Genomic DNA, 514 nt, shown 5'->3' with positions numbered 1-514 from the left:
GTAGTAGCAGGGGAAGTAAGAAACCTAGCAAATAGATCTGCCCAAGCAGCAAGAGAAATAAAAGATTTAGTAGAAGATGCAAACCTAAAAGCAAATGATGGTAAAAAGATATCAGATGAAATGATAAATGGATATAAAGAATTAAATACCCATATAACAGAAACAATCCATATAATAGAAGATGTTTCAAAAGCAAGTAAAGAACAAATGACAGGAATAGAACAAATAAATGATGCAGTAACAATGCTAGACCGTGTAACACAAGAAAATGCAAGTGAAGCAAATCAAGTAAAAACAATAGCAGATGAAGTATCAGTAATGGCAAATGAATTAGTAAATGATGCAAAAAATAAAAAGTTTAACTAAAGGAAAATAAAAAGATGGCAGCAGGACAAGAGACAGTATTAGATGAATACGCCTTCTTGGTTAGTGAGACAGATGCAAAAGGTGTAATAAGATTTGCAAATGATGATTTTTGTAAAATAGCAGAATACTCGCTAGAAGAATTAGTAGG

The 514-nt window shown here is 31.7% G+C and carries 1 protein-coding gene and 1 pseudogene; both read left to right on the top strand.

The window, feature by feature from the left end; translation table 11 throughout:
• Positions 1-366 (top strand): methyl-accepting chemotaxis protein (locus CRV01_RS12950; protein WP_258238420.1); only part of this gene is annotated, 366 nt, incomplete at its 5' end.
• A gap of 14 nt (positions 367-380) precedes the next feature.
• Positions 381-514 (top strand): annotated as a pseudogene (locus CRV01_RS12945) (PAS sensor domain-containing protein); the annotation flags it as partial.

The sequence above is a fragment of the Arcobacter sp. CECT 8983 genome (genome assembly GCF_004118855.1).
Taxonomy (GTDB): Bacteria; Campylobacterota; Campylobacteria; order Campylobacterales; family Arcobacteraceae; genus Halarcobacter.
Note: the sequence above shows the minus strand (reverse complement) of the source record. Positions and strands in the feature narration are given on the sequence as shown.